Origin of the sequence: Microbacterium sp. NPDC079176 (genome assembly GCF_040686675.1) — a bacterium.
Lineage (GTDB): Bacteria > Actinomycetota > Actinomycetes > Actinomycetales > Microbacteriaceae > Microbacterium.
The window spans coordinates 228,274-247,560 of sequence record NZ_JBFBLM010000001.1; the positions used below are offsets into that span (position 1 = coordinate 228,274).

Here is a 19,287-nt window from a genome sequence, read left to right on the forward strand (position 1 = left end):
GTGTCCGAGATCCAGACCCGCCGCGCCGGTGCCGTTCGATGTCGGCTCGTGGGCTGAGGGACGTCTGCCATGACCGACCACCGCGCGCCCGCTGACCCGCACCCGTTCGACTCCCGCACGAGGCTCGACCTCGACCGGCCCGAAAGCCGCAAGTGGAGCCTGCACCCCGGCCACATCGGCGCGTGGGTGGCGGAGATGGACTTCGGCGTCGCGCCGGTGATCGCCGACGCCATGCACCGGGCGATCGACGAGGAGAACCTCGGATACCTGTCGCCGCCGCTCGCCGCCCGACTCGGCGACGCGACGTCCGAGTGGATGCGCAGCGAATACGGCTGGGCCGTCGATCCGGAACGCGTGCATCCGGTCTCCGACGTGATGGCGGCCCTGAGGGTTGCGGTCGAGGAGTATGCCCCCGCCGGATCGCCCGTGATCGTGCCGACTCCCGCATATATGCCGTTCCTGACATATCTGCCGACCGTCGGGCATCCGGTGATCGAGATCCCCGGCGTCGACATCGACGGACGCTGGCACCACGACCTGCAGCGCATCGACGAGGCGTTCGCCGCCGGTGCCCGTACGCTCGTGCTCTGCAACCCGCACAACCCCACCGGCACGGTCGTGGACCGCTCCGAGCTCGAGGCGCTCGCGGAGATCGTCGAACGCCACGGCGGACGGGTGTTCGCGGATGAGATCCACGCGCCGCTGCGCTTCGACGGGAGACCGTTCATCCCCTATGCGTCGGTGTCCGAGGCGACCGCCGCCCACACCGTCACCGGCACCAGCGCGTCGAAGGCGTGGAACATCCCCGGCCTCAAGACCGCGCAACTGATCACCTCGAACGACGCCGACCAGGAGCTGTACCGCCGCTTCGGGTTCTCGGTGCAGCACGGTGCAGCGACGCTCGGTGTCGTGGCGTCGACGGCGGCATATCGGGAGGGCAAGCCGTGGCTCGACGGCGTGCTCGGGTATCTCTCGGAGTCGCGCCGCCTTGTCGGCGACCTCATCACGGAGCACCTGCCTGGCGCGGTGTATCGCGAGCCTGAGGCGACCTACATCGGATGGATCGACACGACGGCGCTCGAGATCCCCGGCCCGCCGGCCGCGTACTTCCGCGAGGAGGCCGGCGTCGTGCTGACCGAGGGCGCGCTGCTCGGACGGGGATACGAGAACTTCGTGCGGATCGTGTTCGCGACGCCTCGCCCGGTCCTGCGAGAGGCCTTCGCGGCGATGGGGGATGCCGTTCGCACTCGGTGACGCGTCGTTCGTTGCACCGTGAGGGCAGGTGAGTGGTCGGTTCCGCAACTCTCGTCGGATGCGTGGTCAAAAACGCACCGGAAACGCTGAGTTCCGATGCGTTATTGACCCCGCACGCGCCGGGGCCAGCGGGCCGAATGCGGCTCAGCCTCGGTCGCGCAGCGCCGACGCGATCCGCTCAACCGCCTCGACCAGCACCGGACGGGGCATCGCGAAGACGAATCGCGTGTACCCGATCGCGGCCACACCGCATGCCGCGCCGTCCGTCATCGCGACTCCGGCGTGCTCGCGGAACCACTCGCCGAGATCGCCCGTCAGCCCGGTCTCGCGGAAGTCGAGCAGGGCGATGTAGCTCCCCTCCGGCACGACCATCCGCACGCCGGGGAGCTTCTCGTCGACGAGCTGCGCCAGCGTCCGGCGGTTGCCGTCGAGGTAGTCGACCACGTCGTCGAGCCATTCGCGCCCGCCGGTGTAAGCGGCGATGTTCGCGATGACGCCGAGCGTCGATGTGCCGTGTCCGGCCCAGAATCCCAGGCTCTCCCAGAGTTCGGCGTCGGCGTCGTTCGAGAGGATGATCTGCGCGCACTTGAGGCCCGCGAGGTTCCACGCCTTCGAGGCGGAGGTGGCGGTGAGGGTGTGGGCTGCGGCGGCATCCGACACCGAGGCGTAGGGGATGTGTCGGGCCGGGGCGTAGACGACGGGCGCGTGGATCTCATCGGCGAACACGCGTCCGCCGGCATCCGTCACGACCGACGCGATGGCGAGCAGCTCGTCGCGGGTCGCGACGGTGCCGAGCGGGTTGTGCGGGTTGCAGAGCACCAGCATCTCGCCGCCGTCGCGGAAGGCCTGGGCGACGGCATCCAGGTCCATGACCCAGCGTCCGTCGACCTCGATGCTCGGCACCTCGATGACCCGACGGTCGTGCATCGGCGGCACCAGCAGGAACGGCATGTATGCAGGAGTCGGCACGATCACGGCCGAGCCGGGGGTGGTGAAGTGCTTGATCGCCAGCTCGAAGGCGGCGATCACATCGGGCACGTGGTGCACGCGCTCGGCGGGGATCTCCCACCCGTACGAGTCGGAGTACCAGCGCGCCGTGGCCGCCGAGAGGTCCTTCGCGAGCTTCTCGGGCAGGTACCCGGTCACGCCGAGGTCGAGGGCATCCTTCACCGCGCCGGTGATCGCGGGGGCGAGGCCGAAGTCCATCTCGGCGACGAACGCGCCGATCGTGTCGGGGAAGGCCGTCCATTTGACGCTGCCCGCAGCGCGCAGGTCGTCTTGCGTGATCTGGTCGAACGCGGGGGAAGTCATGTCTCAATCCTTCCACCCGTCGGCGACACCAGGCTCGCGCGCGGCTCCGGATGCCGGGCGCGGGCACCGTTTCGGGTGCACAACTGACCCCGCACGGAGTCGAGCCGCGTGCGGGGTCACTTCGGCATCCGAGACCGCTGTTTCGGGTGCACAACTGACCCCGCACGACCGCCCGCACGACCCCGCACCCCCCCCGCACGACCCCACGCCACCCCGCAACACCATTGAGCGTCATCGGTACCCGTGCCAGGATTGCCCCGACTCGGCCCACCGGGGCTGAGACGAAGGGATTCTCATGCAGCTGGCGATGATCGGACTCGGCCGGATGGGCGCCAACATCGTGCGCCGCCTCATGCGGGCGGGGCACGAATGCGTGGTCTACGACGTCAACACGGATGCCGTGCAGGCGCTGGTCGCCGAGGGAGCCACCGGTGCCGACAGCATGGCCGACCTGGCGTCGAAGCTCGAGGCGCCGCGCGCCGTGTGGATGATGGTGCCCGCCTCACTCACGGGCATGGTGGCGGATCAGGCGGCGGAGGTGCTCGACGAGGGCGACATCCTGATCGACGGCGGCAACTCGAACTACCGCGACGACGTCCGCCGGGCGAAGGCGTTCCGCGAGCGCGGCATCCACTACGTCGATGTCGGCACGAGCGGTGGGGTGTTCGGACTCGACCGCGGATACTGCCTGATGGTCGGCGGACCCGACGAGGCCGTGCAGCGCATCGAGCCGGTGCTGCGCACGATCGCTCCGGGTGTCGGCGAGATCGAGCGCACGCCGGGCCGCACCGGAGACCTCACCCCCGAGGAGCAGGGCTACCTGCACTGCGGACCGTCGGGTGCGGGGCACTTCGTGAAGATGGTGCACAACGGCATCGAGTACGGCATCATGGCGTCGATCGCCGAGGGGCTGAACCTGCTGCACAACGCGGATGCCGGGGTGCGCGAGGCCGAGCACTCGGCGGAGATCGCTCCGCTGGAAGAGCCGGAGTTCTACCAGTTCCCCATCGACACCTCGAAGGTCGCCGAGCTGTGGCGCCGCGGATCGGTGATCTCGTCGTGGCTGCTCGACCTGACCGCTGCCGCGCTCGCCGACAACCCGCAGCTCGACGGTCTCGCCGGCCGGGTCTCCGACTCGGGCGAGGGGCGCTGGACGGTCAAGGCCGCCGTCGATGTCGGAGTGCCCGTGCCGGTGCTCGCGGCGTCGCTGTTCGAGCGCTTCGCCTCGCGCGACGAAGACAAGTTCGCGAACCAGGTGCTGTCGGCGATGCGTCTGCAGTTCGGCGGGCACCAGGAGCTGCCGGCAGGAGACGTGCTCGAGGCCGGATCGCGCAAGGCGGATTCCGACAGCGCCTGATCGAGTTCTTGCGGTTCGTCGAGCGTGGCGCGCGGAGGTTCACGTCCACAACTCCGGAAGAAGCGACTGCGTCCGCCGGCTCGGCCCTGGAATCCCGGGGGATCGATGCGTCGGCCCGTTCGTTCTTCCGGAGTTGTGAACCGGCGGAACACCTCCGCCGTCCGCCCGAGCCGAAGCCCCCGACCCGAGAAAGGCATCCGATGACCGCCGCCACACGTCAAGCTACCCCGCTCGACGCCGCCCGTCTCGCCGAACTCCTGCACGCGTTCAATACGGAGTTCGACACCGAGACGCCGGGGGTCGAGGTGCTCGCCGGGCGATTGCGGACCCTGCTGGGCGGAACCTCCACATTCGCGGTGCTCGGCGGTGATCCTGCGGTCGGTGTCGCGCTCGTGACTCTGCGTCCGAACGTGTGGTCGGACGGGCCGGTCGCGCTGCTCGACGAGATGTACGTCGAGCCCGCGCACCGCGGTGGTGGTGTCGGCGGCGCGGTCCTCCGGCACATGGTCGAGATCTGCCGGGAACTCGGCGTCGCGGCGATCGAGATCAACGTCGATGAATCGGATGCCGCGGCGATGCGCTTCTACGAACGACACGGGTTCAGCGGTGTCGACCCCGATTCCGGCGAGCGGGCGTTCTACTTCTATCGGTCGCTGGAGGTCGGGGACTAGCTGCCGGGGCTGGAGGTGTCGCGCACCCCGGTGGCTATCCTGACGCCATGGATCCTTTCCTCACCATCGTCCTCTTCTACGTCGCCGGGTTCCTGATCGGCATCCTGATCCTGTGGCTCGTGATCTACACGGCCGTGCGGTCGGCCTTGACGTCGAATCGTCAGGCGCTGGCGGAAGAGGGAAGACCGGCGCAGCGCTACTCCGGGCGCTGACGAATGGTCTCTGTCACGACCCTCTCGGGGTCGGACGCGGCAGGGCTCGACGGCGAGATCCTCGAGGCCTGGGCTGAGGTCTTCGGCCCGGTGGACTAGCGCTCAGTCGCAGGCGATGCCGTCTCCGTCGCGGTCGAGGTCGTAGATGTCCGAGCCGACGACCTGCACGGGGCCCTGCACATATCCGGGTCCGTCTCCGCTGCCGCCGGCGCAATCGACGTCGCTAGTGATCGGAACACACGCTCCCGTGTAGTTCGAGTCGCACCCTCCGCCACCCTGCTGGACGAGCGGCACGGGGGCGGGCGCGGGTGCCGGGGCCGCGACCGGTGCCGGCGCTTTGCTTCCGATCGCCGTGACCTCGTTCACCGGCTGCACGGAGATCGCCTCGCTGACCACCTCACGCGACACCTCGACGCCGTCGATCAGAGTCAGGCGATAGGTGATCACCTTCACGCCGTTCACGCCCGCGGCGACGAGCGCCGTGGCGCCCTGGTCGAGCTGCGGGTCGTCGACCGTGGTCGCCGTGAACGGCACGGGCACCTCTTCGGTCGCGGTCTCGAACGTCGTCGGAGTGGGAGTGGGAGTGGGCGTCGGCGTCGGAGCCGACGTCGTCACCGCGGCGAAGGTCTGAGGTTCGGATGCCGTTGGGGCGGTGCCGCTGCTGGCACTCGCGATTCCGCCGCCGGTGACGAGCAGAGCGGCCAGGCCGAGGGCGATCACGCCCGACATCCGTGATCGGAGTCCTAGAGCCGGGAGGGGGCGCGCGATCATGACATAGAGAGCGATGCCGACGACGGCGGTGGCGACGAGCAGGATCGCGATCGGCGACAGGCGGGCGAGCACGCCGCCGACGACGAGTGCGGCGACGACGATCCCGGCAGTGCGCCAACCGGTCTTGCGCTTCGCGAGTGCGAGTGCGGGTGGGGGTGCGGTGGCGGACGCGATCTGCGTCGTCGCGACAGCCGCCGGGGACGGAGCGGTCGAGGCGGTCCAACGATGGCCGTCCCACCAGCGCAGCTGATGCGGATTCTCCGGATCGGGATGCCAGGCGGCAGGCGGCTGTGACATGAGAGTTCCCCTCGACGATGAGGCGACGAATCGCCGGCGCCCCCAGAGCGCCTCGACCTGTATATCGGTTCGAATCGCCGGGCGGCAACAGCCGAATCTGAAACGTGACAATGGCTGTTCGGGTAGGGCGCCGAGCAGCAACGGCACACAGGGGTTGGTCGCATCACAGCTCGAGAAGCCGCGTCACGCCGTCGGGCGCTCCCACCCCACCCAGTCCGGCCGGTCCACGATGCAGAACCGGTTGCCCTCGGGGTCCTCCATGATCACGTAGTCGGCATCGTCCGGCAGGTTGTCCCAGTGCACCTCGCGAGCGCCGAGTTCGGTGAGGCGTCGCACCTCGGCATCCTGATCCTGGGCATAGATGTCGAGGTGGATGCGCGGCGGCAGCACCCGCTCGGAGTGGTGAGCGTCGAGGGCGATGCAGGGCGCGTCGGCATCGCGCGGCTTGAGCACGACCCAGTCATCGGATGCCGGGTCTCGCTCGACATAGTCGAGGGCCGCCTGCCAGAAGCGGGACTGCGCCGGGAGGTCGTTCACGCGGATCACGATCGACACGATCTTCAACATGCCGGTCAGGTTAGGGCGACTGACACGTGCTGAACAGGGGCTTGAACTGGATCACGGACGCAGTGGAGATCGCGGTGACGAGCAATCAGCCGTCCGTGCTCCCTGGCAAGCTGTCCACATACTTCTTCACCTCTTGAGCGATCGAATCGATGAGTTCGCTCATCTCGCTCGACGGCTGCTCTCGGTGTTCGACCTCGTTGAAGGAGTCCAGGAGGCGGAGGGTGAGGGCTTCCTTCGCACGTGGCCGGTCGATTCGTTCACTCAGCTCGAAGGCGAGGACGTCGAAGTCGCGCTCGCTGGATCGAGGCACAGTGGCACGCACTCGTCCGAGCTGCGGGTCGTCGCCCGTCAGATGCAGATGCGCCCGCAATTCCGGATCGAACCCTGTGCCACCTACGTGAACGATCTCTCCCGTGGCGGAGTCCAGCCAGACGTACAGCCACGACCCAGTGGGACGTACGCGACCGCCCCGAACGGAGATGACGCGAGGCTGGCTGGAGGGCATGCGTTCACCATATTCGCTGTGGCCGCCTCAGCCGCGGCGAGGTGTCGCCCGACTGCGGCCCGACAGTACTCTGAGTCCCACCCCGTACCATCCACCGCCCGTATCGAAGGAGATCGGCGAGATGAGACCACTGCGCTATTCGATCAACGTCACGCTCGACGGGTGTGTTCACCACGAGGCGGGTGTCGCTCCCGACGAGGAGCTGATGCGCTTCTGGACCGCCGAGATGGAGCGGGCGGATGCCGTGATCTACGGCCGAACCACCTACGAGATGATGGAGGGCGCGTGGCGTCGCCCGGCATCCGGTCAGTGGCCCGACTGGATGAGCGAGTGGGAGGTCCCGTTCGCCGAGGCCATCGACCGCGTGCCGAAGTACGTCGTGTCGCGCACGCTGGATGCCGTCGACTGGAACGCCGAGCTCATCCGGGGCGACCTGTCCGAGACGGTCCGCCAGCTGAAGCAGCAGCCGGGCGAGGGGCTGTCGGTCGGCGGCGTGACGCTGCCGCTCGCGCTCGCCGAGCTGGGGCTGATCGACGAGTACATCTTCGTCGTGCATCCACTTGTTGCCGGGCACGGGCCGCGGTTGCTCGACGGGCTGAACGGACCGCTCGAGCTCGACGTCGTGGATCGTCGGGAGTTCGGCTCTGGAGCCGTGGCCGTCACATATCGTCCGCGAACGTGACCGGAGCTGCGAGCGCCTGAGGGCTCCCCGATCTGCGGCCCATCCACAGTGCGGTGAAGCCCGCGTAGGCGCCGAATACCGCCGTGGACCCGAGCACCAGGATCCACGGGCCCAGCCCGTTCTGGTAAAGCCAGCTCATGTAGATCAGGAACAAGGCGCTGCCCAAGGCGCCACCGAGCCCGGCGCCGACGCTGACCTTCATGCGATCCGCTGGCGCGCCGTCGGTGGTCGCCGAGATGCGCTTGCCGATGTACGCGCCGAAGGCTGAGGTCAGTCCGGATGCGGCGCCGGTGACGACAGTCGGCACCACGATGAGCAGGGCCAGCCAGTACCAATTGATCCAGTGTTGGTTGTTCGCGGGGCCGAGCGAGTCGGTGACGTAGGGCGCGCCGTGGATGATCAGCATCGTCACGACGAAGAACACGAGTCCGAACACCGTGAGCGCGAGAGTCAACAGGCCCATTCTCAACGGCCCTCGTGTCTCCCTCATCCCGCGACTCTATCCAAGCTGCGCAGCCACACGCGTCGTCGCGCGGAGCCCGCGGTTGCGCCCTCAGCCATTGAGCGGGGCCCGCGAAGCGGCCCGAGACGAAACGCGCCACCCACAGCCTCGGTAGCCTGTCCTAGTGCCCCGTCCCCGAAGTGAAGCCGCGCGCCAGTCCGTGCTCGAGGCGATGCGCGCGGCCGTCATCGCCGGCACCTACGAAGCGGTGACCATCGAGGGACTCGCTGAGACAGCCGCAGTCTCCAAGCAGACGATCTACCGCTGGTGGCCGTCGAAGGCCGCGATCCTCGGCGAGGCACTGCTCGAGGGAGACCTGCCCGGAGCCGACCCCGCCGTCGCGATGAGTGACGACATCCGCGCCGACCTGCACGCGTGGTTCTCCGCGATGTCCGCCGGGCTCGCGAGGCCCGAGGGTGTCGCACTCGCCCGGGCGCTGATCGCGGTGACGGCGACCGACCACGAACTCGGCCTGGCGCTCAACGAGCGTCTCGCGGCGCCGATCCGCTCGTGGGTCGCCGAACGGATCGCGCGCGGACAGTCGGCCGGCGAGATCCGGGCCGACGTGGATGCTGACGCGATCGCCGACCAGCTCATCGCCATGGCGTCATACGCGGCGCTCATCGGTCAGCCCTTGAGTGCCGAGCGCGTCGAGGAGACGGTGACGCGGCTGCTGCGAGGCATCGCTCAATAGGGCAGCTCTGGTCCGGCGATCCGACGCTGGATAGCCTGGCGACGGACACTCACCGCTGAGGACTGGAGCAGACAATGGTCATCGCTGACATCACCGTCGTTCCGGTGCCGACGGAACGCAAGGCCGCATACCTGGACTTCTCGAAGCGCATGGCGGAGGTCTACCGCGATCACGGTGCGATCAGTGTCGTGGACTACTGGCAGTCGAGCGACTCGGCCGACCCGGGTGACTTTCACGCAGACGGGGCATCGTACGAGCCGGGGGAGCTGAAGAGCATCGCTGATCTCGCGGGCACGAACGCCGAGGAGTCCGTCGTGGTCACGGTGACGACCTGGCCGTCGCGCGAGGTTCGTGATCGCGGAACCGCTGACGTGACGAGCGATCCTCGTGTGCTCGAGACGCTCGATGAAGATCCCGTGTTCGACGGAGGTCGCGTGATCGGTGACAGCTTCGAGATCGCGATGAGCGTTCAGCAAGAAGAGTGACGGGCGATAGCTACGGGGTGCAGTAGGCGAGCATCGCGTCGGTCGCTGTGCGCATCTCCGTCGTCGCCGCATCCAGGCCCGTTATGTCACCGGCGATGGCCTTCTCGCCCTCGGCGGCGAAGGCGTCGATGCTCGTCGTCCACGAGTCGCGGAGTGTGACGAACTCTTCAGGTCCGTCGACACCGCGGATGTTCTCGGCGACACTCTTGACCTCGTCGAGCGCTGCCTGCGCGGCCTCGGGAGTCGGCGAGCTCACGCTGCCGATCACGCGGGTCACCTGCGCGGCCTGTGCTGCGACTTGACCGCAGGCCGCGATGGTCGACGCCTGCGAGCACCCGGACAGCAGCAGGATGCCGACGGCGAGCGTCGCGAGCGCGGGGAGCTTCTTCATAGAGCCAGGGTAGGCGGGGGAGATGTGAGGACTACGCGTCGCCGTAGACAGGGCCGACGAAGGTCACAGGCTTGCCGGTTGCGCGCGCATATTCGATCTCCCGCGTCGTGAACTCGCCGATGCGCTCGCCGCGGTTCACCACCACGACCCGATTGGCGAGGTCGATCCTGCGCAGGTGCAGCTCTCCGAGCACGGCCTTCTGCTCGTCGGTGATCGGGGTGTCCATCTCCGCGGGCATGAGGACGATGGCGCCAGCGAGCGTCAGGCTTTGACTCACCACGCGCATGTCCTCGATGAACCGCATGGAGCCGCAGATGCAGACGATCTCCGGACGCTCAGGCACGGGTTCAGTCTCTCACCGCTCTGAGAGCGGGCCGCCTGAGCCCACTCGAGGAGCCGCGGTCTAGGCTCAGCTCATGAGCGAGCCCAACGCCGAGCCCTCCCTGATTCAGCAGCGCATCGCGTTGCAACGCCGCAAGAACTTCGCGCTCTACACGATCGTGTTCTCGACTGTCCTGCTCGCAGGATGGGCCGTCGCGATCGCGCTGGATCCGAGCGCGGTCTACCGGTGGATCAGCCTCGTCGTCTTCGGCGCCGGAGTGGGCGTCGGGATCTTCGAGCTGCGCAGGGCTCGTCGAGCGATCGGCGAGTTCGAAGGCCGGCACGGTAGCCGTGCCGGCCTCCAAGACTGACGCTTACTGCACCGACCATCCGCCATCGGATGCCAGCACGGCACCGTTGATGTTCACGGCGTCGTCCGACAGCAGGAACGTGATCGACGCGGCGAGGTGCTCGGCGGTCGCGACCGTGGGGATCGCCTGCTGGAACGGGGCCAGACGGCCGGAGCCGTACTCCGACATGTTCGGCGGCATCGGGATGCCGGTGGCGACGCCGCCCGGTGCGACGGAGTTCACGCGGATGCCCTTCGGCCCGTACATGAACGCGGCGGACTTCGTGACGCCGATGATGCCGTGCTTGCTGGCCGTGTAGGCGTTGCCCGAGGAGTTGCCGCGCAGACCCGCTTCGCTCGAAACGTTGAGGATGGAGCCGCGGCCGGCCTTCTCCATGATCGGCAGCACCGCGCGCATGAGCTTGAACGGGGCGGTGAGGTTGATGGCGATGACGCGGTCCCAGACGGCATCCGTCGTCTCGCCCGCGGGGGAGAAGTCGTCGTTGATGCCGGCGACGTTCGCGAGGGCGTCGATGCGGTCGCCCGCAGCGGCGATGACGGCGTCGATCGCGTCCTGCTTGGTGAGGTCTCCGGCGACGGTGGTGATGTCGGCATCCGGCAGTTCGGCCTTCAGCGCGTCGAGCTTGTCGGCGGCGATGTCGGAGGCGATGACGCGTCCGCCTTCGCGGGCGATGCGGGATGCGGTGGCCTTGCCGATTCCGGATGCTGCGCCCGTGACGATCACGGTCTTGCCGGCGAAGCGTCCGGCGGTGGGCTTCTCGGCCCAGCCCTCGGACTCGTCGGCCTCGGGGATCTCGCCGTCGTTGGCTGCGCGCACGAGGTCGTCGACGACCGTCTGCGGGAGTGCGCCCTGGCTCATGGCGACGAGCTGCTGCAGCGGGAGTCCGAGCACGGGGGTGAGGAGCTCGGGGTCGGCGCCCGTCTGCTCGAAGAGAGCGCGGATGATCGGCCCGCCGGTCGGGTCGTTCAGCCAGTCGCCGATGGTGGAGTGTGCGGTGAGGGCCATGGGGGTGCTCCTTGAGGCTTGGTTTCGCAACGGTGCGTCTACTTATGGGAAGTCTACGCCTAGTCCGTTCGGAAGGCGCCCTGTCCTCGTCGTGAGGAAGCCCGTCACTCCTTGCTTGAGGCGATGCGGCGCACGCACCGCAGAAGGGTACGAGGCCGCGACGATCGAGGGCCTCGGGGATTCTGCGGAGGCATCGAAGCAGACGAGATACCGGTGTTGGCCGTCGACGGTCGCATTCTTTGGCGAGACGCTGCTCGAGCGGACCTTACGGGGAGCCGATCTGTCGGCGTCGACGACGACCGACGTCGGGCGAATCTGCGGGCGTGACTCTCGGCGATCTGCCGGGCTCGCTCGGCCCGAGGGAGTGACTCTCGCGCGGGTGGCGCAGCAGGCTAGCTTGGGGGAGCGGGCTCGTGGGACGCGACCTAGCGCGTTAGAGCAGCAGCGAGCCGCCTTCTCAGCACTGGATCGCACACGTACACGTACGTGCCCCGCATCCCGCGTGTTAGTAGCACGCCGTAGATGTTTCGGATGAACGTTAACAGATCATCGTCCCCAAACGTACCCTTGAGGTGCCCGGTGTTCTCCTTACCCTTCTTGTCGCGATAGCTCTCACGATCCGCCACAATCCGACCCGTTGCCGGGTCGAGGCGGAGGTCCGGTCCGATGATGACGCCTGCATAGTTCAGGTCGTACCCCTGAACGGTGTGGATCGACCCAACCTCTTCGAGGGAGCCCTTCGAGTTAATCCAGTCCTTGTCCGTGCCGTTCCACCGCATTCGCTCACCGTCAAGCTCGATGTCGAATGCGTCCGGGTTCTTCTTCGATGCCCAATCCCACGCGTAGCCTGCGACGAGGCGGGAAAGACCGACCTCAGCATCCTTCTGTCGAATGGCGCCGCGCATCTCTCCGAGATCGTCGAAGAGACGGAGTTCATACTCACCGAGTTCGGGGAGCGATGGCGCTTCATCCCGCAGAAGGGCGCGGACGAACTCGACGTAGTCTGCGCCAGCCCGCACGCGCATCTGAGTCGTCAGGCGGAAAAAGCGATGCGCATCCTTGGACCCATTGATTTCGGCGTTGAGAGCCGCCGGAGAAAGGTCGTGAGGCCGCACACTCTGCTCACCATCGACGAGCAGAACCTGATGCTTGCTCCGAGCCTTGATCCAGTCAAGCTGGGTATAGCGAGGGTCATCGCCTCCGAATAGAGCCTCGTTGATCTCTCGAAACTTCTTGTTCTGAACCCCCGACGCCTGGTTGGCTCGCTGCCCGAGACGGTGGGTCTCGTCGACGAGCACGAGGTCGTACGTCTCTTCGGATTCACCGAGTTGGAACGGCGACATCACCATTGCGGCATCGAGCTTGGGGGTCTTCTTGAAGACCTTCTTCACCGACATCCGCAGAGACTGTTGCGGGATCACGAGCGCCATACGAATTGCCTTGAGCAACTCGCGATTCTCGGGGATGAAGAAATCCGAGAACATTGAGTCTGGCTCGATGCCGTCGCGATCGTCGTAGTCGCGGATGTCGGCGAGCAACTTCATCAGGAAGATCGCGATGATCGTCTTCCCTGTTCCCGGGTTGCCCTGGACTACGAGTGTTGATCGGGCGTCGGCGTCCTGAAGATCTTCGAGCAGACCCTCCAAGATGTCCATGATCGCGATGCCCTGGTCATCTGTCAGCGCTTTGAAGGGCGACAGTTTGAAGAGGTCCGAATTCTCGATCTGCGGGATGCTCCGCGAGAAGAGCCCCTCTGCTCGCATCGCCTCGAACACGTCACGAAAAGACTCACGATAGAGGTCGCGGTCGTAGTACTGCGCGTCTGTCAGGCCGTCGTTGCCGTTGAGGATGCGGTAACGACCGTCGCCCGAAAACCAACGGATGAGATGGGATTCAAGGTCGAGGCAGACTGACTTGTTGAACTTGTGATCCACGACGACGCGGATCGATTCGAGGGATTCGTTCTTCTTGGAGCCCGCGAGATGCTGACGCATCCGGGTAGCGGCACTCACCGTCTCACCTACGTAGAGACCGGGCGAACTGCGCTGAGCGTCGCCTTCAAGCACGTAGACAACCGGCCAGTTGGTGTGCCGCTTGTCATCACGCGCCCAGGTATCAACAGCGTCACGGCGGAAGGGAAGGCGCTGGATGCTGAACTCTGTCACTCCGGCGCCTCAGCGAGCTTGGTGTACTTCGTCATGCGGCCCTTGGCTAGATCGACGGGGTATTTCGCCTTCGTCGACTCCAACTTCTTCATGACGATCTCGTCGAGGTCGACGCCGATCTTGTTCGCGAGGTGGATGCAATAGGTTACGACATCCGCCAGCTCCGCCTCCACCTGTTCCTGGTCGAAGTTTGGGGACCACTGGAAGCACTCGAGGAGCTCGCCAGCTTCAATCGAGATACTCTTAGCCAGATTGTCTGGCGAGTGAAATTGGTCCCAATCGCGTTCGGCCACGAACGCGCGCAGGGCGCTGAGCGTTTGATTCGACGGCATGTGAGCGACGCTAGCAGGCTCGGCAAAAGCATCGGGGCGTCGCGAACGATCCCGTTCCCCCGCAGTTCTCGTGTCCGCTGCGGAGTAGTCGAGCCGAGGAAGGTCTGCGACTTTTGCACTCAGGCGCCTTGAGCGAGTGCTAGGAGCCGTCAACCTGCGCTCTCTCGCCGACAATCGGCACCAGTGCGCGGCCTCGTCGAGGTGGAACCTGGCTACTGTTAGCGTGCTCACGGAGGCATTCATGACTGAGGGTCGAGTGATCGAAGTCGTTGCTGCCGTCATCGAGAACGACGGTCTGCTGCTCGCTTGCCGGCGTCGTCCCGAAAAAGCGGCCGGCGGGAAGTGGGAGTTTCCCGGGGGCAAGGTGGAGCAAGGTGAGACCGACGCAGAAGCCCTCGTGCGGGAGATTCAGGAAGAGCTTGGAGTCTCCATCGAGGTAACCGGCCCGCTCCGCACCGACGATACGGAGGTGGGAAGCAACGTCATCCGACTCGTTTGTCTTCGCGCACGTCTACGAGAAGAAGCGCCTACGACGAGCCTCGACCATGACGAGCTCCGTTGGGTCAGTCGTGGCGATTTGGTGGCGCTTGACTGGGCGGCTCCAGATCTCCCGGCTGTGGCTGAGCTCTCACGCTCCACGACTACTCGATGACTGAGAATCCATCGCCGTCGCGCACGATGAGGATGATCTCCAACTCTGACAGCAGCCGCTCAAGATGTGCCACCGGCCGACTGGGGAGCAGGATCACCGGAATTGCGGCCCGCCCCGACTCGCGAGCTAGCAGGGCGTAGTCGAGGACCTGACCGATTGCCGCGCGGACGTACTCGCGCGCGGGTGACTTCTTGGCCTCGACAATCCAACCGGATTCTTCGACGTAGAGATCGGGCTTGATGGTGGCGCCAGCAGATGCAAGTGCAAGCGTCTGAGGCGTTTCCCCACGCTCCTCAATCCAGCGCCCAAAGTCGGCCTGCAGCGCGAACTCGATCCGCGACGCGAGGCGGTCGCTGGGAACCGGCGCTGCACCAACAACGTAGGGCGAAGATTCGGGAGGAATCCAGGAGGTCGCTCTGTCAGTCTCGATGAGGGCTTCCGGCCGTGAGGCGAGCGCCTCAACGTCGGCAACCACGGGCACAAGCTTGAAGATGATCCCCTCACGGGGGTTCTTGTCAGAGTCCGGGATCATCGCAATCGTGAACGCAGGGTCGCCAGTGGTGAACTCGCCTACGTACGTGACCGAGGTTCCTTGCTTGGTGAACAGGCGAATGGGCCGTCCGGTCGCGGTCGCGTCACGGAGTGCCGAGTTTCCTCGCGCAAACACCTGGTTCCCGTACTGGCCCTCGCCGGTGTAGAGGAACGATCCGTCCTCTTTAAGCCCCTCGAACGCGTCGTACCCATGCCTCGCACCACTCTCGGGGCTCGTGATGACCAGGATGTCTGGGATGGACTTGGGCGTGACGATTCCACCCTGTTCTTGACCACCGTATGCCGCGTGGATCTCGCGTCTGAGGACGGTATCGCCGATCTCCAGCGTCCACTGCTTTGGGTCGAGGCCCCTAGACGCGCTCCCGAATCGAGACCGAACAAACTCTGCTTGTTCGTCGTCAAGGTCCCATCGAGCGACTCCTTCGGGAAGCGTGCCGTAGCGCTCACGAAGAACGTCTCGGATGCGCTTCTGATCAACGTTGAGTTCGAGCGATAGCTGCGCAGGAGTGGTGCTCACGAGTCGCAGCATATCGATATGCCAGGATCGCCAGTCGCCACGCGAGCATTCAAGCTCCCATTGCGAATGATCTGTTCGTCGGTGAACTCGACTCCCCGGAGACTGACGACCGGACAGCGGCGCTCGAAGCCGTCACAGCCCGCCTGGCGAGCTTGGCGGAGAGCATCGCGCACATAGGTCACGTCCTGTTGGACGCAAGTCTAAAGAGCGTGCACAGCTAAGCGCGGGGAGAGCTCATAGCGCTCGAAATCAGAACGCGCCGCCCTTGAGTAGGAATGGGACACGCTGCTAGCTCAAACGGTGGACGGCGGCGCGCTCGCCGCGTTTATGGCTGAGTGGCGGACCCGTGGCGTAGGATTCTCGAACGAGGCCGATATCGAAGATTGGAACCGTCGATTCTGGGCTGTATGTGAGGGCGCGTGCCTAGATGTACAGCGGGCCATGATTCGAGCGCGTTACAGGCACTCGGCTCGAGTGGGAGGGCGGGGCGTTGGCAGAATCAGCCCCAAACCCATCAATGCAGTCGCGTTCGGCAACCGGTCTAGTCCCTCGCATGTTCGATGCAAGCGTGCTCTTCGAGCACCGACTGCACACCGTGACCCCATACCCGCGAAGATGCCTCCGATATATTCGCAAGCATGGAGCAACGCTACTCATTCGATCTGACGTACCCGACCGGTCCCCCCGGTGAGCGTATTCGCCTGAAGTTCGATGGTGATGGCGATGAACCAGTGTTCCCACTTATCGCCGACGCATTCGCCAGGTTGGGGCGACGCGAAGATGGAACGACCGGCTTCCTACTGTCGCCGTCAGACGCATTCGACCACGACAGAGGCATTCAGGACTCGCAGTTTCTACTTCTTGAAGGACACGAGACAGCGCGTGATCTTCGATTCCTGATCGGCCCGGAGGACGACGCGGTGTTCCTGCGCACCGGCGGGTGGGGCGGCATGGGCCTTCCCGAGATGTACGACTGGGTGCTCAGTGACCTGTTGCCATTCGGAGGCACCTTCCTGGAGGCCTATGGGGCCGTCGAGTTCATCAAGGTTGCTGGTCGTGCAGTCGAAGCCAGGAAGAACCGAGAACTGCGTCGCGAGGCAGAGTCATGGCTGAGATCCGGCAGTAAAGAAGTGTGGGGTTTGCTACGGGAGGCGGTTGCGCGCTCAGATGCTTGGAGCGTCGACGACCTGACCAAAAGGTTCGCGCTTTCGCCCACCGACGCAACGCGCCTGATGACGGCGTGCGGCTACACCTATGATCCCGCCTCACGGTGCTACTACCGCTTGGACGCGTACCCCGGGCTGTTAAACCCGTTAGGCGGCGGAGCCGTGTAATCGGCCTCAGAAAGGACTGAACCTGACGCGGATCGCATCGTGCAACGTCGGCTGTGACGGGTACCCATGCTGCCGGGGATCAAAAGACTCGTCCTCTAGCTGGTAGATCGTCGCCTGAAGTCCGAACTGTCGACGTGCCTGCCATTCGTGTTCACCGGTTCGCAACACGCTGACCTCTACGTCTTTCACCTCACCGCGGAACTCGATAATGAATTCGTAGCCCACCGGTTTGTCAAGTGCGACGTCCGGTTGGAGGTCGTCGTGATCTATAGTCAGGTACTTGGCCATGAGCACAGATTACGTCCAATGAGTCTGTGAGTGCCGCTCCACAATCCATACAGGTCACGACACCTGGCCTAGAGCGTCTTCGCCGTCCCGCTGATGACGATGGCCCGCACGGTCGACGGGTCCCATTTGCCACCCTTCGCAGTCGGCACGTGCTCGTCGCTAAGCATGCGGGTGATGGCGTTGAGGCTGTGCCCGTCCGCGCTCATTGAGAGCACCCGCCGGTAGGTCGGCAGGAACTCAACTTCGACACTGCGGCCCATGTGCTTTCCTTCAGTCCTCCGCTGCGCCATGCCCTCCCGCGTGCGGAGGCCGATCATCCCCACGTTCCCGCTGAACCAGCGCGGCGTCAAGGTGAGTCCGGAACTCGCCGTTTGGGGTTGTATCGATCTGTATGCCCCGAGGTTCCCGCACACGTGCGTCCATGTACGCGACCCGCGCATTGCTACTGAGGCATGACGGTTGGAAGTGAGGTGTCGCGAGCGGTGCCACTAGTCTGAGCGGATCAACTGAACCCCCCATCGTGGAGATCGAGATGCCGCCTGCCTGCCCGTGCCAAGACGCACATCGTCGACTCATGGACGTCCATGAAGATATCCATCGCGCGAGCGAGTCGTACTTCGACGCGGAGGAGTTTCGCCGCTTCCTCAACTCAGCCATACAGAACTCTCGGGGAGTGAGCTTCCTGCTACAGAAGCGTAAGTCTCGATGGAGCAACTTCGACGACTGGTATTCTAAATGGCAGGACGAGGCGCGCGCGAACGAGGTCATGAGCTGGGGCGTTCAATCAAGGAACCGCATCGTCAAGGAAGAAGACCTTCGCACGTTGAGCGTCGCCGAGGTCACGTACTACGGGCCGCGCCTCCGCGAGGCTGAGGAGGTAATACCCGTACCCCCATCCTTCACTCCCGACGACATAATCAACATTTTCGAGGATTTGATCACTCGCGATCGTCCTACCGGAACAGGGACAATCCGGGTCTCCCGCAAATGGTTTGACGATCAACTCCCGCAACACGAACTCGTCGCGGCGCTCCGCGAGCTTTATGCGGGCGTTGCCCGCCTGATTCGCATCGCGCACGAACAGTCCGGGATCGAAGTGTGCGAACTTGGTGGGTTCCGGCGTGCCTGCATTGACGCAAGCACGAGCGATGCCCCGCGGTGCTTTCCACTCGCTCCGCCGTCCGCAACTATCGATATCGCAACCGGCAACATCTACGACGTCGAGTACGGGATCATTGAGATGGATGAGTCTGCGGCTCAACGCTCGCTCGAACGCTACGGGGAGCCCCTAGCATTCGACAAGGGGGTGATAGATGATGTCGCCGCCCGCATGTCGATGTCGAAGGTATTTCTAGAAAAGGACGGGTATGCGGGCTCGGTCCTCTTGTTTTATCGGAGCAATGAGGTCGTCCGTGGTATACCGATTCGTATAGCGCTGGACCAACCACGAGAGTTGACGATCGAGCAGGCTATCGAAATGCTCGGTGCGCTAACCTACGACGGAGTCATGTTCGCCTCAGAGACGTGGGTCACGACCGTGAACCCACGAACCGGGCGACCTGAGAAGCCTTGGAAGAATGGTTCGTCGGGGCCGAACGAGTTCTACGGCAAGGACCCTCTAGGGGGCCGCGATGAAGCGCTCATCGTCTACGCACTCTCAAGAGACGGTCGTGCACGCACGATGGCCGAGTTCTTCAGGAGAACGCCGGCTGGTTATGAGTACCGACCCTTCATCGACAGCACCGACGTTAAGGATGTGCCTCCGATGTTGCTGGGGCCCGTCTCGCGTGCTTGGGGCATTCATCGCGGAAACGTGTCTCCCGCGTAGCGCGATGTCCAGCTTGCTGGGCGGGTGCTGGTGCGAGTCCGCGGACTCGGATTAAGCTTCGCGTGTGATTGGTACCTTGCGTAATCCACACGGAGACTTCCTAATCTCCGGAGTAGGAGGCGCCTTCGTCCATCCAAGCGGCGAGCTGGACATCGCGGATCCCGACGAATGGGGTATCAACTGCTTGGGGAGCCACCGCTTTCCGATGACCGACCCTTCTCCC

24 protein-coding genes are annotated in these 19,287 nt (G+C 65.2%); 11 read left to right on the plus strand and 13 right to left on the minus strand.

The features are described from left to right. Nucleotides 1-69 precede the first annotated feature (69 nt). Entirely contained in the window at nucleotides 70-1,254 is a 1,185-nt protein-coding gene (locus AB0P11_RS01135; RefSeq protein WP_363519012.1) for an aminotransferase class I/II-fold pyridoxal phosphate-dependent enzyme, read from the plus strand. A 144-nt stretch (nucleotides 1,255-1,398) separates the two neighbouring features. On the opposite strand, the gene AB0P11_RS01140 is transcribed toward AB0P11_RS01135, so the two are convergent. After that, entirely contained in the window at nucleotides 1,399-2,565 is a 1,167-nt protein-coding gene (locus AB0P11_RS01140) for an aminotransferase class I/II-fold pyridoxal phosphate-dependent enzyme (RefSeq protein WP_363519015.1), read from the minus strand. A gap of 295 nt (nucleotides 2,566-2,860) precedes the next feature. Between AB0P11_RS01140 and gnd the strand changes: the two genes are divergently transcribed. The 3 genes from gnd (at nucleotide 2,861) to AB0P11_RS01155 (ending at nucleotide 4,805) form a co-directional block, all read left to right on the plus strand. Then, the gene (gnd, locus tag AB0P11_RS01145; protein WP_056276027.1) at nucleotides 2,861-3,922 is read left to right on the plus strand and encodes a phosphogluconate dehydrogenase (NAD(+)-dependent, decarboxylating); all 1,062 of its coding nucleotides are present in this window, start codon (nucleotides 2,861-2,863) and stop codon (nucleotides 3,920-3,922) included. A 200-nt stretch (nucleotides 3,923-4,122) separates the two neighbouring features. Then, nucleotides 4,123-4,593, plus strand: a complete 471-nt coding sequence (locus tag AB0P11_RS01150; protein WP_056276030.1) for a GNAT family N-acetyltransferase — start codon at nucleotides 4,123-4,125, stop codon at nucleotides 4,591-4,593. A 47-nt stretch (nucleotides 4,594-4,640) separates the two neighbouring features. Then, nucleotides 4,641-4,805, plus strand: coding sequence for a hypothetical protein (locus tag AB0P11_RS01155; RefSeq protein ID WP_363519020.1), 165 nt, complete (start codon nucleotides 4,641-4,643; stop codon nucleotides 4,803-4,805). Nucleotides 4,806-4,907: 102 nt separating this feature from the next. Here AB0P11_RS01155 and AB0P11_RS01160 read toward each other — a convergent pair whose 3' ends face one another. The 3 genes from AB0P11_RS01160 to AB0P11_RS01170 form a co-directional block, all read right to left on the minus strand. Beyond that, on the minus strand, nucleotides 4,908-5,873 hold the full coding sequence (locus AB0P11_RS01160; protein WP_363519023.1) for a G5 domain-containing protein: 966 nt from the start codon (nucleotides 5,871-5,873) through the stop codon (nucleotides 4,908-4,910). A gap of 183 nt (nucleotides 5,874-6,056) precedes the next feature. Beyond that, nucleotides 6,057-6,440 carry a VOC family protein gene (locus tag AB0P11_RS01165; RefSeq protein WP_363519026.1) on the minus strand — a complete coding sequence of 128 codons (384 nt, stop codon included), beginning with the start codon at nucleotides 6,438-6,440 and terminating at the stop codon, nucleotides 6,057-6,059. 85 nt (nucleotides 6,441-6,525) lie between these two features. Then, nucleotides 6,526-6,945, minus strand: a complete 420-nt coding sequence (locus tag AB0P11_RS01170) for a hypothetical protein (protein WP_363519029.1) — start codon at nucleotides 6,943-6,945, stop codon at nucleotides 6,526-6,528. 121 nt (nucleotides 6,946-7,066) lie between these two features. Between AB0P11_RS01170 and AB0P11_RS01175 the strand changes: the two genes are divergently transcribed. Next, a complete protein-coding gene (locus tag AB0P11_RS01175) occupies nucleotides 7,067-7,627 on the plus strand; it encodes a dihydrofolate reductase family protein (RefSeq protein ID WP_363519032.1) in 561 nt (186 codons plus the stop codon). On the opposite strand, the gene AB0P11_RS01180 is transcribed toward AB0P11_RS01175, so the two are convergent. After that, nucleotides 7,605-8,117 (minus strand): hypothetical protein, encoded by a 513-nt coding sequence (locus tag AB0P11_RS01180; RefSeq protein WP_363519035.1) that lies wholly within the window; start codon nucleotides 8,115-8,117, stop codon nucleotides 7,605-7,607. The genes AB0P11_RS01175 and AB0P11_RS01180 overlap by 23 nt on opposite strands. A gap of 136 nt (nucleotides 8,118-8,253) precedes the next feature. On the opposite strand from AB0P11_RS01180, the gene AB0P11_RS01185 reads away from it, so the two are divergent. Both AB0P11_RS01185 and AB0P11_RS01190 read left to right on the plus strand, forming a co-directional pair. Beyond that, nucleotides 8,254-8,823 (plus strand): TetR/AcrR family transcriptional regulator, encoded by a 570-nt coding sequence (locus AB0P11_RS01185; protein WP_363519038.1) that lies wholly within the window; start codon nucleotides 8,254-8,256, stop codon nucleotides 8,821-8,823. 74 nt (nucleotides 8,824-8,897) lie between these two features. Further along, nucleotides 8,898-9,308: a DUF1428 family protein gene (locus tag AB0P11_RS01190; RefSeq protein WP_363519041.1), complete on the plus strand. Its 411-nt coding sequence runs from the start codon at nucleotides 8,898-8,900 to the stop codon at nucleotides 9,306-9,308. A 10-nt stretch (nucleotides 9,309-9,318) separates the two neighbouring features. Here AB0P11_RS01190 and AB0P11_RS01195 read toward each other — a convergent pair whose 3' ends face one another. Both AB0P11_RS01195 and AB0P11_RS01200 read right to left on the minus strand, forming a co-directional pair. Continuing rightward, nucleotides 9,319-9,699 carry a hypothetical protein gene (locus AB0P11_RS01195; protein ID WP_363519044.1) on the minus strand — a complete coding sequence of 127 codons (381 nt, stop codon included), beginning with the start codon at nucleotides 9,697-9,699 and terminating at the stop codon, nucleotides 9,319-9,321. A gap of 31 nt (nucleotides 9,700-9,730) precedes the next feature. Next, on the minus strand, nucleotides 9,731-10,042 hold the full coding sequence (locus AB0P11_RS01200; protein ID WP_363519047.1) for a hypothetical protein: 312 nt from the start codon (nucleotides 10,040-10,042) through the stop codon (nucleotides 9,731-9,733). 73 nt (nucleotides 10,043-10,115) lie between these two features. Here AB0P11_RS01200 and AB0P11_RS01205 point away from each other — a divergent pair, with 73 nt between their 5' ends. After that, nucleotides 10,116-10,391: a hypothetical protein gene (locus tag AB0P11_RS01205; protein ID WP_363519050.1), complete on the plus strand. Its 276-nt coding sequence runs from the start codon at nucleotides 10,116-10,118 to the stop codon at nucleotides 10,389-10,391. Between the two features lie 3 nt (nucleotides 10,392-10,394). On the opposite strand, the gene AB0P11_RS01210 is transcribed toward AB0P11_RS01205, so the two are convergent. The 3 genes from AB0P11_RS01210 to AB0P11_RS01220 form a co-directional block, all read right to left on the minus strand. Further along, nucleotides 10,395-11,396, minus strand: coding sequence for an SDR family NAD(P)-dependent oxidoreductase (locus AB0P11_RS01210; protein WP_363519053.1), 1,002 nt, complete (start codon nucleotides 11,394-11,396; stop codon nucleotides 10,395-10,397). Between the two features lie 425 nt (nucleotides 11,397-11,821). Further along, the gene (locus AB0P11_RS01215; protein ID WP_363519056.1) at nucleotides 11,822-13,561 is read right to left on the minus strand and encodes a DNA/RNA helicase domain-containing protein; all 1,740 of its coding nucleotides are present in this window, start codon (nucleotides 13,559-13,561) and stop codon (nucleotides 11,822-11,824) included. Further along, nucleotides 13,558-13,893, minus strand: a complete 336-nt coding sequence (locus AB0P11_RS01220) for a nucleotide pyrophosphohydrolase (protein ID WP_363519059.1) — start codon at nucleotides 13,891-13,893, stop codon at nucleotides 13,558-13,560. The genes AB0P11_RS01215 and AB0P11_RS01220 overlap by 4 nt, the downstream gene beginning before the upstream one ends. 241 nt (nucleotides 13,894-14,134) lie before the next feature. On the opposite strand from AB0P11_RS01220, the gene AB0P11_RS01225 reads away from it, so the two are divergent. Beyond that, nucleotides 14,135-14,545 carry a (deoxy)nucleoside triphosphate pyrophosphohydrolase gene (locus AB0P11_RS01225; protein WP_363519062.1) on the plus strand — a complete coding sequence of 137 codons (411 nt, stop codon included), beginning with the start codon at nucleotides 14,135-14,137 and terminating at the stop codon, nucleotides 14,543-14,545. Here the strand turns inward: AB0P11_RS01225 and AB0P11_RS01230 are convergent. Continuing rightward, entirely contained in the window at nucleotides 14,535-15,614 is a 1,080-nt protein-coding gene (locus AB0P11_RS01230; protein WP_363519065.1) for a hypothetical protein, read from the minus strand. The two genes, AB0P11_RS01225 and AB0P11_RS01230, sit on opposite strands and share 11 nt — an antisense overlap. A gap of 638 nt (nucleotides 15,615-16,252) precedes the next feature. Here AB0P11_RS01230 and AB0P11_RS01235 point away from each other — a divergent pair. Then, the gene (locus AB0P11_RS01235; protein ID WP_363519068.1) at nucleotides 16,253-16,948 is read left to right on the plus strand and encodes a hypothetical protein; all 696 of its coding nucleotides are present in this window, start codon (nucleotides 16,253-16,255) and stop codon (nucleotides 16,946-16,948) included. A 6-nt stretch (nucleotides 16,949-16,954) separates the two neighbouring features. On the opposite strand, the gene AB0P11_RS01240 is transcribed toward AB0P11_RS01235, so the two are convergent. Further along, complete coding sequence (locus tag AB0P11_RS01240) at nucleotides 16,955-17,236, minus strand: hypothetical protein (RefSeq protein WP_363519071.1); 282 nt, start codon at nucleotides 17,234-17,236, stop codon at nucleotides 16,955-16,957. A 68-nt stretch (nucleotides 17,237-17,304) separates the two neighbouring features. After that, the gene (locus AB0P11_RS01245; protein ID WP_363519074.1) at nucleotides 17,305-17,496 is read right to left on the minus strand and encodes a recombinase family protein; all 192 of its coding nucleotides are present in this window, start codon (nucleotides 17,494-17,496) and stop codon (nucleotides 17,305-17,307) included. Between the two features lie 314 nt (nucleotides 17,497-17,810). Here AB0P11_RS01245 and AB0P11_RS01250 point away from each other — a divergent pair, with 314 nt between their 5' ends. After that, nucleotides 17,811-19,064 (plus strand): hypothetical protein, encoded by a 1,254-nt coding sequence (locus tag AB0P11_RS01250; protein ID WP_363519077.1) that lies wholly within the window; start codon nucleotides 17,811-17,813, stop codon nucleotides 19,062-19,064. The last annotated feature ends 223 nt before the right edge of the window (nucleotides 19,065-19,287 follow it).

Coding starts and splice junctions, on each gene's coding strand:
- AB0P11_RS01140 (WP_363519015.1), bottom strand. CDS start 2,565: ATGACTTCCCCCGCGTTCGACCAGATCACGCAAGACGACCTGCGCGCT.
- AB0P11_RS01235 (WP_363519068.1), top strand. CDS start 16,253: ATGGAGCAACGCTACTCATTCGATCTGACGTACCCGACCGGTCCCCCC.
- AB0P11_RS01175 (WP_363519032.1), top strand. CDS start 7,067: ATGAGACCACTGCGCTATTCGATCAACGTCACGCTCGACGGGTGTGTT.
- AB0P11_RS01205 (WP_363519050.1), top strand. CDS start 10,116: ATGAGCGAGCCCAACGCCGAGCCCTCCCTGATTCAGCAGCGCATCGCG.
- AB0P11_RS01165 (WP_363519026.1), bottom strand. CDS start 6,440: ATGTTGAAGATCGTGTCGATCGTGATCCGCGTGAACGACCTCCCGGCG.
- AB0P11_RS01250 (WP_363519077.1), top strand. CDS start 17,811: ATGGACGTCCATGAAGATATCCATCGCGCGAGCGAGTCGTACTTCGAC.
- AB0P11_RS01150 (WP_056276030.1), top strand. CDS start 4,123: ATGACCGCCGCCACACGTCAAGCTACCCCGCTCGACGCCGCCCGTCTC.
- AB0P11_RS01180 (WP_363519035.1), bottom strand. CDS start 8,117: ATGAGGGAGACACGAGGGCCGTTGAGAATGGGCCTGTTGACTCTCGCG.
- AB0P11_RS01220 (WP_363519059.1), bottom strand. CDS start 13,893: ATGCCGTCGAATCAAACGCTCAGCGCCCTGCGCGCGTTCGTGGCCGAA.
- AB0P11_RS01210 (WP_363519053.1), bottom strand. CDS start 11,396: ATGGCCCTCACCGCACACTCCACCATCGGCGACTGGCTGAACGACCCG.
- gnd (WP_056276027.1), top strand. CDS start 2,861: ATGCAGCTGGCGATGATCGGACTCGGCCGGATGGGCGCCAACATCGTG.
- AB0P11_RS01160 (WP_363519023.1), bottom strand. CDS start 5,873: ATGTCACAGCCGCCTGCCGCCTGGCATCCCGATCCGGAGAATCCGCAT.
- AB0P11_RS01135 (WP_363519012.1), top strand. CDS start 70: ATGACCGACCACCGCGCGCCCGCTGACCCGCACCCGTTCGACTCCCGC.
- AB0P11_RS01155 (WP_363519020.1), top strand. CDS start 4,641: ATGGATCCTTTCCTCACCATCGTCCTCTTCTACGTCGCCGGGTTCCTG.
- AB0P11_RS01225 (WP_363519062.1), top strand. CDS start 14,135: ATGACTGAGGGTCGAGTGATCGAAGTCGTTGCTGCCGTCATCGAGAAC.
- AB0P11_RS01195 (WP_363519044.1), bottom strand. CDS start 9,699: ATGAAGAAGCTCCCCGCGCTCGCGACGCTCGCCGTCGGCATCCTGCTG.
- AB0P11_RS01245 (WP_363519074.1), bottom strand. CDS start 17,496: ATGGGCCGCAGTGTCGAAGTTGAGTTCCTGCCGACCTACCGGCGGGTG.
- AB0P11_RS01190 (WP_363519041.1), top strand. CDS start 8,898: ATGGTCATCGCTGACATCACCGTCGTTCCGGTGCCGACGGAACGCAAG.
- AB0P11_RS01170 (WP_363519029.1), bottom strand. CDS start 6,945: ATGCCCTCCAGCCAGCCTCGCGTCATCTCCGTTCGGGGCGGTCGCGTA.
- AB0P11_RS01240 (WP_363519071.1), bottom strand. CDS start 17,236: ATGGCCAAGTACCTGACTATAGATCACGACGACCTCCAACCGGACGTC.